Source organism: Rudaea sp. (assembly GCF_036383415.1).
In the GTDB taxonomy this organism is placed as follows: domain Bacteria; phylum Pseudomonadota; class Gammaproteobacteria; order Xanthomonadales; family Rhodanobacteraceae; genus Rudaea.
On record NZ_DASVOK010000316.1, the window covers coordinates 1 to 8,833 of the forward strand.

At 65.7% G+C, this 8,833-nt stretch carries 7 protein-coding genes and 1 pseudogene; 3 read left to right on the forward strand and 5 right to left on the reverse strand.

Annotated elements, in window-relative coordinates:
• Positions 1-87 precede the first annotated feature (87 nt).
• The gene (dnaG, locus tag VF497_RS11845) at positions 88-1,830 is read left to right on the forward strand and encodes a DNA primase (protein WP_330888937.1); all 1,743 of its coding nucleotides are present in this window, start codon (positions 88-90) and stop codon (positions 1,828-1,830) included.
• A gap of 28 nt (positions 1,831-1,858) precedes the next feature.
• On the opposite strand, the gene VF497_RS11850 is transcribed toward dnaG, so the two are convergent.
• A complete protein-coding gene (locus tag VF497_RS11850; protein WP_330888939.1) occupies positions 1,859-3,157 on the reverse strand; it encodes an MFS transporter in 1,299 nt (432 codons plus the stop codon).
• A complete protein-coding gene (locus VF497_RS11855) occupies positions 3,147-3,839 on the reverse strand; it encodes a nuclear transport factor 2 family protein (protein ID WP_330888941.1) in 693 nt (230 codons plus the stop codon). Before VF497_RS11855 ends, VF497_RS11850 begins: the two co-directional genes overlap by 11 nt.
• A 22-nt stretch (positions 3,840-3,861) precedes the next feature.
• Here VF497_RS11855 and VF497_RS11860 point away from each other — a divergent pair, with 22 nt between their 5' ends.
• Entirely contained in the window at positions 3,862-4,071 is a 210-nt protein-coding gene (locus VF497_RS11860) for a cold-shock protein (RefSeq protein WP_018971780.1), read from the forward strand.
• Positions 4,072-4,124: 53 nt separating this feature from the next.
• On the opposite strand, the gene VF497_RS11865 is transcribed toward VF497_RS11860, so the two are convergent.
• From VF497_RS11865 to VF497_RS11875, 3 genes are all read right to left on the reverse strand, one after another.
• Entirely contained in the window at positions 4,125-5,618 is a 1,494-nt protein-coding gene (locus VF497_RS11865) for an NAD(P)/FAD-dependent oxidoreductase (protein ID WP_330888943.1), read from the reverse strand.
• The gene (locus tag VF497_RS11870) at positions 5,618-7,201 is read right to left on the reverse strand and encodes an NAD(P)/FAD-dependent oxidoreductase (RefSeq protein ID WP_330888946.1); all 1,584 of its coding nucleotides are present in this window, start codon (positions 7,199-7,201) and stop codon (positions 5,618-5,620) included. The genes VF497_RS11865 and VF497_RS11870 overlap by 1 nt, the downstream gene beginning before the upstream one ends.
• 148 nt (positions 7,202-7,349) lie before the next feature.
• Complete coding sequence (locus tag VF497_RS11875) at positions 7,350-8,546, reverse strand: aminomethyltransferase family protein (protein WP_330888948.1); 1,197 nt, start codon at positions 8,544-8,546, stop codon at positions 7,350-7,352.
• Between the two features lie 130 nt (positions 8,547-8,676).
• Here VF497_RS11875 and VF497_RS11880 point away from each other — a divergent pair.
• Positions 8,677-8,833, forward strand: a pseudogene (locus VF497_RS11880) (aminotransferase class I and II); the annotation flags it as partial.

The following is an 8,833-nucleotide window of genomic DNA, read 5'->3' on the forward strand; positions in this document are numbered from 1 at the left end:
GGTCGGCGCGCGCAGCGCGACGGGTGAGGGTGGCGCGCGGCGCCGCCAAACGTGAGGCCAGACCCGCCGCGTGGCATCCTATCGCGCATGGCCGGCCGCATCCCCACGCAATTCATCGACGACCTGCTCGCCCGCGTCGACATCGTCGAGGTGATCGAGCAGCGCGTGCCTCTGCGCAAGCAAGGGCGCGACTGGAGCGCGCGCTGCCCGTTCCACGACGAGCGCTCGCCGTCGTTCACGGTGAGCCCGGCCAAGCAGTTCTACCACTGCTTCGGCTGCGGCGCGCACGGCAGCGCGATCGGTTTCCTGATGAACTACGACCGCATGGAGTTTCCCGACGCGGTCGAGGAGCTCGCCCAGCGCGTCGGCCTCAAGGTGCCGTACGAAGGCGGCGGTGCACGCCCGGTCGAGGATTCGACCGACCTGTACACGCTGCTCGACTCGGCGGCGAAGTTCTACCAGCGCGAGCTGGCGAAGAACGCCAAGGCGCGCGCGTATTTCGATTCGCGCGGGCTCGACGCAGAGACGATCGCCCGCTTCGGCCTTGGCTATGCGCCGGATCAATGGGATGCGCTGAAATCTGCGCTCGGCACCTCCACGCAACGCATGGCACTGCTGGAAAAAAGCGGGCTGGTCAAAAGCGGCGAGCGCGGCAAGTACGAGTACTTCCGCAACCGCGTGATGTTCCCGATCGCGGACCGGCGCGGGCGCACGATCGCGTTTGGCGGACGCATCCTCGAAAAGACCGAGGACTCCGGTCCGAAATACCTCAACTCGCCCGAGACGACGCTGTTCCACAAGGGCCAGCAGCTGTTCGCGCTCTGGCAGGTGCGTCAGGCGCACGCGAAGATTCCGCGACTGATCGTGGTCGAAGGCTACATGGACGTGATCGCGCTGTTCCAACATGGCGTGACCCAAGCCGTTGCCACGCTCGGTACGGCGACGACGCGCGACCATGCCGAGCTCTTGTTCCGCAACTGCGCCGACGTCTATTTCTGCTTCGACGGCGACCGCGCCGGGCGCGGCGCGGCGTGGAAGGCAGTCGAATCGGTGTTGCCGCGCATGCGCGACGGGCGCCAGGCTTTCTTCCTGTTCCTGCCCGAAGGCGAGGATCCGGATTCGCTCGTGCGCAGCGAAGGACAAAATGGCTTCGAGGAGCGCCTGAAAGCGGCGACGCCGTTGTCCGAATTCTTCTTCTCCAATTTGAGCAGCGATGTGAACCTCGCCAGCCTCGACGGCAAGGCGCGCCTCGCCGAACGCGCGCGGCCGCTGCTGACTCAGATTCCCGACGGCGCGTTCCGCGACCTGATGGTTGCCGAACTCGACAAGCGCGCGAATGTGACGCTGCGCATCGATGCGCCCGTGAGCGACACGCCGCGCAGGCCCGCGCGGCCGCAGGAACGCTCGCTCGTGCGCATCGCCGTCGCCCTGCTCCTGCAGAATCCCGGCTTCGCTGCCGCGATCGAGCCGCCGCACACGTTTTCCGCGCTGCGCCTGCCCGGCATCGCGCTGCTCGTCGAACTGATCGCGCTGTGCCGCGAACGCGCCGAGATTGCCACAGCCGCGATCGTCGATCTCTACGCCGAGCGCGAGGAAGGTCGCGCGCTGCAGAAACTGGCGGTAATGGAATTCCCCGGCGGCGAAGACGCCTGGCGCGCGGAGTTCTTCGATGCGCTCAAACAACTCGATCGGCAGACCATGCAGCAACGCGTGGAAGACCTGATGAAGAAGCAAGCCGACGGTTCAATCACTTCCGTCGAGAAGGACGAGCTGCGCAACCTGCTGCCGCTGAAGAGCGCCTCCTCATCCAGCCCTTCTCCCCAACGATAAAGCTGTCGCGGGAGAGGGCTCTCGTGGCTCAGTCGTGCACCTGCCCCGGTCGGATCGCGAGCAGAGCGAGCAAGGTCAGCAGCGCCGCACCGGCCAGGTACCAACCCACTGCGGCAACGCCGTAGTCGCGCGCCAGCGAGGTCGCGAAATACGGCGCGAGCGAAGCGCCGAGGATGCCGGCGAGGTTGAACGCGAGCGAGGCGCCGGTGTAGCGCACCGCTGTCGGAAACAGCTCGGCCATCGCCGTGCCGAGCGGGCCGTAGGTCAAGCCCATGAGGAACAGGCCGACGGCGAGGAAGACGAGCACGAGCAACGGCTGATCCTTGACGAACATCGGCCCGAACAGCAGCCCGAACGCCAGGATCGCGACCGTCGCGACGATCAGCATCGCGCGCCGTCCGCGTTTGTCGGCAATCACGGCCGACAGCGGGATGGCCACGGCGAACGCGAGCATGGAGAGGATCTGCATGATCAGGAACTCGCCGCGCGGATAAGCCAGCGGCCCCGTGCCCCAGCTCAGCGAGAACACCGTCATCAGATAGAATAGGACGAAGGTCGCGAGGCAGACGAAGGTCGCGATCACGAGGATCAGCGCATGGCGCGAGAGCACCGCGCCGATCGGCACGGCGACGCGCTCGTTCTGCTCGATCGCACGCAGGAACGCCGGCGTCTCCTGCAGGCGCAGGCGCACGTACAAGCCGACGAGGACGAGCAGGGACGAAAGCAGGAATGGCACGCGCCAGCCCCAGGTGAAGAACTGCGCGTCGTTCATTGTGGCGGTCAGGACGAGGAAAATTCCGGCCGAGCAGATGAAGCCGATCGGCGCGCCGAGCTGCGGGAACATGCCGTACCAGGCGCGCTTGCCCGGCGGCGCGTTCTCGGTCGCGAGCAGTACCGCGCCGCCCCACTCGCCGCCGAGGCCGAGGCCTTGGCCGAAGCGGCACAGCACGAGCAGCAGCGGCGCGGCGATGCCGATCGAGCCATAGGTCGGCAGCAAGCCGATGATCACGGTCGACAGGCCCATCGTCAGCAGTGCGGCGACGAGCGTCGCCTTGCGCCCGACGCGGTCGCCGAAGTGGCCGAACACGGCCGAGCCGACCGGGCGCGCGAAGAAGGCGACGGCGAACGTCGCGAACGACTGCAGCTGCGCCGAGGTCGGGTCGCCGGCCGGAAAGAACAGCTTCGGGAACACGAGCACCGCCGCCGTGGCGAAGATATAGAAATCGAAGAACTCGATCGTCGTGCCGATCAGGCTCGCGAACAGCACGCGCCATTTGGAATTCACCGCGGCATCGCCGCTTTCGATTACCGCCGCACTACTTGCCATCGCCGCATACCTCGCTGCCTTTGTCGAACACGATGCGCCATGTGCCGGATGGCTGGCGCTGCCAGATCGAATTGAACGTCGCGATGACCTTGCCTGCCGGATCGCGCACCGGCCCGGTGCTCAGCGCCAGCGCGCTCGAATCGAGTACTTCAACCTGCGCCGGCTCCCACGAGAACGGCGCGGCGGGCTGCTCGAAGTACTTCTTCCAGCCGGCCGCGACCTGGGCCCTGCCGCGCAACGGCTCCTTACCGCCGAAGAAGACCGCGTCCTCGGCGAGAAAGCCCGTGAAGGCCGCATGGTCGCGGTCAGCCATGGTTTTCGCGAACGCGCGCTCGGTCGCCTCGACCTCCCGCTGCGCCTGCGCGCGCGGGATTTTCTGCGCCGTGCCCACGCATCCCGCGAGGACAAGGACAGCGAACAACATCATCCCCATCGACCCGTATTTCATGATTCCCCCTGCGATTTGACCCCGATTGTGACAGGTGGCGCGCGGCTTGCGCAGCGTCCGCTGTGGCTTTTCCGTTAATTTGCCTGTATTGTGCGCGCACTGCGTTTTGCAAAGGTCACAGTGCACCGTGGCCGTTGGGTCGATCCAACGAACCGCTTCACGTTTCGCCCGTGTTCTCCTTTCGCAATCACAGTCTCGGTTTCGGGTCTCCCGAAGTCGCGATTTTTCTTTCATTCATCTTTGCAAGGAGTTAGACATGGCTGACCGTCAGACCGGCACCGTGAAATGGTTCAACGACGCCAAGGGCTTCGGCTTCATCACCCCGGAAAGCGGCGCGGACCTGTTCGTCCACTTCCGTTCGATCCAGGGTTCGGGCTTCAAGACCCTCCAGGAAGGCCAGAAGGTCACCTTCGTGACCGTGCAGGGCCCGAAGGGCCTGCAGGCCGACCAGGTGCAGGTCGCCTAAGCGTCCCGCATCACGGACCACAAAAACCCCGGGTGGAAACGCCCGGGGTTTTTTTATTTGGATGTAATGACCACTTGGGCGGCGTTGCGCCCCGCGGCACCGCTGATGCCGCCACCGCCGTGCACGCCGCTGCCGCACAGGTAGAGCCCGTCGATCGGCGTCGCGTGTTTCGACCAGCCCGGCAGCGGGCGCATGAAGAAGATCTGGTCGAGGATGAGCTGGCCGTGGTTGAGGTCGCCTTCGCTCAGTCCGTAGTCCGACTCGAGATCGCGCGGCGTAATCACGTGCGTGCGTCGGACCGACGCCTTGAAACCGGAGCAATGCGCGTCGAGCGTATCGATCGCGCGCTGCGCGACTATGGCGCGCGCCGCGTCCCAATCGCCATTCCGCAGCGCATACGGCGCGAACTGGAAATGGATCGAGACGATATTGCCGTTCGTCGTGGCCTCCAAATATGGCTGCGCCGAAGTCTCGCCGTACTTGGCCGCGTCGTAGGCGCGCTCCAGATAGCGGATCGACGGTGCGACCGCGAGCGTGCCATCCGGCAGACCGTGCTTGCCGTCGGTTTCGACATGCACTTTCGCCACGCAGCCGCGCAACTTGATCGATTGCGCCTGCCAGACGAACTCGGGCGGCAGTTCGGCCGCGCCGACGAGATGCAGGAACGTGCGGCGCGGATCGGCAGCGGAGATCACGCAATCCGCCGCGATTTCTTCGCCGTTGGCGAGGTGCACGCCACGCGCGCGTTGACCATCGACGATAACGTTGCGCACCTCGGCCGAAGTGCGCACTTCGCCACCACGCGACTTCAGCGCATCGACCAGCGCAGCCGTGATCGAACCGACACCACCTGCAACCGGTCGGTGCGCGAGGCCACCACGGTTGAGCCAGTTGTGCATCAGCGTGTAGCCGGTACCGGCCGACATCGGGCCGAGGGTGACGCCGTGGATCGCGAGCGCGGACACGGCTGCGCGCAATGGTTCCGATTCGAACCAGTCGCTGGTGAATTCCTCGGCCGACATCGACATCGCGCGCACGACGCGGAACATGTCGCGGCCGCCGAGGCGGCGCAGCTTCCACAGCAGGCCGGCAAGCGGCAGGCCCTCGCGCAGCGCGAAATGCGGCAGGCGCGGCATCGGCGTGCGGTAGGCGGCGTCGAGGAAGGCCGCGGCGCGATCCATGAAAGCGACGAACTCGGGCCAGCGCTCGGCATCGCGCGCGGAGAATTCCTTGATCGCCGCGCTCGCGCGCGCGGGGTCGGCGTCGAGGGTCAGGCGCTTGCCGCCGTCGAGCAGGCATGTGTATGCGGAGTTCGCGCGCGGCGCTTCGATGCGCAAGCCGAGATCGGCGACGATGTCGGGGCGCAGCTGCGCGCTCGCATACAACGCATCCGCACTGAAGCCTTCAGCGAACGATTCGGTGACGAGCTGGCCGCCGGGAATGTCCCGGCGTTCGAGCACGAGCACCTTCCTGCCGGCCTTGGCCAGATAGTTCGCGGCGACGAGTCCGTTGTGGCCGGCGCCGATGATGATGACGTCACAGGCCATTATTTCCGATCCTTCAAAATCGCTTCGGCCGCGAGCTTGCCCGGCGCGCCCATGACGCCGCCGCCCGGATGCGCTCCGGCCGCGCCGAAGTAATAACCCGGCAGCGGCGTGCGGAAATCAGCCCACTGCGGCGCCGGGCGGAAGAAGAACAGCTGGTGCAGCAAGAGTTCGCCGTGAAAGATGTTGCCGCCGGTGATGCCGGCGATGCGCTCGATGTCCTTCGGCGTGATCACCTGCTTGCCGACGATGCACGATCGGATGTTCGGCGCGTATTTCTCGATCGTCGAGATCACGGTCTCGCCGAACGCTTCGCGCTTGGCGTCGTCCCAGCCGCCTTCGAGGTCGTACGGCGCGTACTGCACGAAGCACGACATCACGTGGTGCCCCGGCGGCGCCATGTCGCGGTCGATCATCGACGGGATGATCATGTCGATGTACGGGTTCTTCGAGTACTGGCCGTACTTGGCTTCGTCGTAGGCGCGCTCGATGTAGTCGATGCTCGGGCTGATCGAGATCGCACCGCGATGCAGCGGCCCTTCGCCGGGCAAGCAGGTGAAATCGGGCAATGCATTGAGCGCGATATTGACCTTGCCCGACGAGCCGCGCACGCGGAACTTGCGCACCGCCTCGCTGAATTCGCCGGGCAGATGCTTGTCGTCGACGAACTGCAGGAAGGTGCGCTTCGGATCGGCCGCGGACAGCACGATCTTGGCCTGCAGTTCGTCGCCGTTCTGCAGTGCCACGCCCGCTGCGACGCCGCCTTTGACGATGACTTTCTCGACCGGCGTATTGGTGCGGATCTCGACGCCGAGCGCGCGCGCCGAACTCGCGATCGCGGCCGAGACGCCGCCGGTGCCGTTCTTGGCGAAACCCCAGGCGCGGAACGCACCGTCGATCTCGCCCATGTAGTGATGCAGCAGCACATAGGCCGTGCCCGGCGAGCGCGGTCCGAGAAACGTGCCGATGATGCCGCTCGCCGACTTCGTGCCTTTGAGCGCATCGAACTCGAACCACTCGTCGAGCAGGTCGGCCGAGGACTGGGTCACGAGCTTGGCGATGCGGTACAACTCCTTTTCGCTGAGGCTGCGCGCGTACTGGCCGAGCTTGAGCAGGCCGAGCAGGTCGCGCGGACTCAGCGACGAGGGATCGGGCGGCACCATGCCGATGATGGGCTTGATCGCCTTCGCCGCGCGCGCCATCACACGCGAATATTCGTCGGAGGCTTCGGCGTCTTTAGTCGAATGACGATAGACCTCCTGACGGGTCAGGTCGTGGTCGTCCCAGCTGCCGAGGTAGTCGCCGTTGTCGAGCGGCGTCACCGTGCTTGGCAGCGGCAGTATCTTCAAGCCGTGCTTCGGCAATTCGAGATCGCGGATGATCTCCGGCCGCAGCAGACTGACCACGTAACTGAATTCGGTGAAACGATAGCCCGGAAAGATTTCCTCGGTCATCGCCGCGCCGCCGACGACCTCGCGGCGTTCGAGCACCACGACCTTCTTGCCCGCGCGCGCGAGATATGCGGCCGCGACGAGGCCGTTGTGACCCGCGCCGATGACGATGGCGTCGTATTGGTTGCTACTCATCCAAGTCCTCTCGACAAAACATCCGTGCAATTTTCGGCACATGGATGTGCCGACGAATCGGCGGTTCCATCGTCGATTCGACAAGCGTGGCGCGGCTCCACCGCGATCGCTTGTTTGCGAACCGCGGCAGGATGCCCGGTTTCGCGATTCATTTACGTTTCCATTCGGGTTCGTAAAACGGCAACTTGACCACGGTCGCCGGTGCATGCAGGCGATGGTGCTCGACCGTGACTTCCATCGCCAGGCGCGTACCGGCTTCGTAATGCGGGCGCTGCACGTGCGCGAGCGCGATATATTTCTTCAGCACCGGCGACCAGGTGCTCGTCGAGGCATAGCCGACCTGCTTGCCCGCGTGCATCACCGGCAGGCTCCCGCGCATCGCCATGCCCGGAATCTGCGGCGGCAGACCGACGCGCGCGTAGAGTTGTTCGAGTCCTTGCCAGTCGACTTCGAGCCCGGTGAGTTTCCACGCCGAGCCTTCCTTGTGCTCGCGCTCGAGCGCGCGACGGCCGACGAAGTAGCCCGGCTTGTCGAGCGCGACCGTCCAGCCCAGGCCCATCTCGAACGGCGTCGATTTCTGCCCGGCGATCCAGGCGTGGTTCGCGGCGGTGTAGTCGACGTCGATCATGAACAGGCCCGCTTCAACGCGCGCCATGTCCATCGCGAGGATGCCACAGGGCACAATGCCGTAGTCGCGGCCGGCCTCGATCAGCGCGTCCCAGACCGCTAGCGCGTCGCCCGCGTCCATCCAGATTTCGTAGCCGAGATCGCCTGTGTAGCCGGTGCGCGAGATCGTCACCGGCTTGCCCGCGAGTGTCGTTTCGGTGAGACGAAAGAACTTGAGCTTGTCGAGCGGCTTGGCACAGACGCGGTTGAGGATCGCGCGCGACTTCGGCCCCTGCAGGCTCAGCGCGGCGACCTGGTCGGTGATTTCGGTGATCGTCACGTCCATGCCGACCGCATTCATCGCCAGCCAGCGCAGACTCGGTTCGGCCGAGGTCAGGCGGAACGTCGTTTCGGAAAGGCGCGAGATCGTGCCGTCGTCGAGCAGCTTGCCGTCGTCGTCGCACCAGCCGGTGTAGAACACCTGGCCGACGGCCATCTTGAGCACGTCGCGCGGCGTCATTCGATGCAGCAGTTTCGCAGCGTCCGGGCCTTCGATCACGTATTTCATCAACGGCGTGATGTCGATCAGCGCGGCCGCATCGCGGATCGCCCAGTACTCGCGGTCGAGCAAGAGGTCGTACGATCCGGCGACGATGTAGCCGGCCCAACGCCGCCAGTTCTGCGGCAGAGACAGACGCGACGTGCGCTCGTGGAACGGCGTGCGCTTCAGTTCAAGCATGCGGATTCCCGATCAAGTGGCCGCCGACGTCGCGGCCATCCGCGGATTATGGGCGAGCGCCCCGGCGCAGCGCTAGCCCGGCGCAGCATGGACGAAGAGCAGGTCGATCGTCGATCATTGCGCGATGCAACTGCGCACCGTCACCGCCACCCGCTACGTCACCCCGCTGCGCGAGGGTGGCTCACTGCCCGCGATCGTCGAAGCCGACGATCAAGGTTTGTACGTGCTCAAGTTCCGTGGCGCCGGACAGGGCCCGCGCGCGCTGATCGCCGAACTCGTCGCCGGCG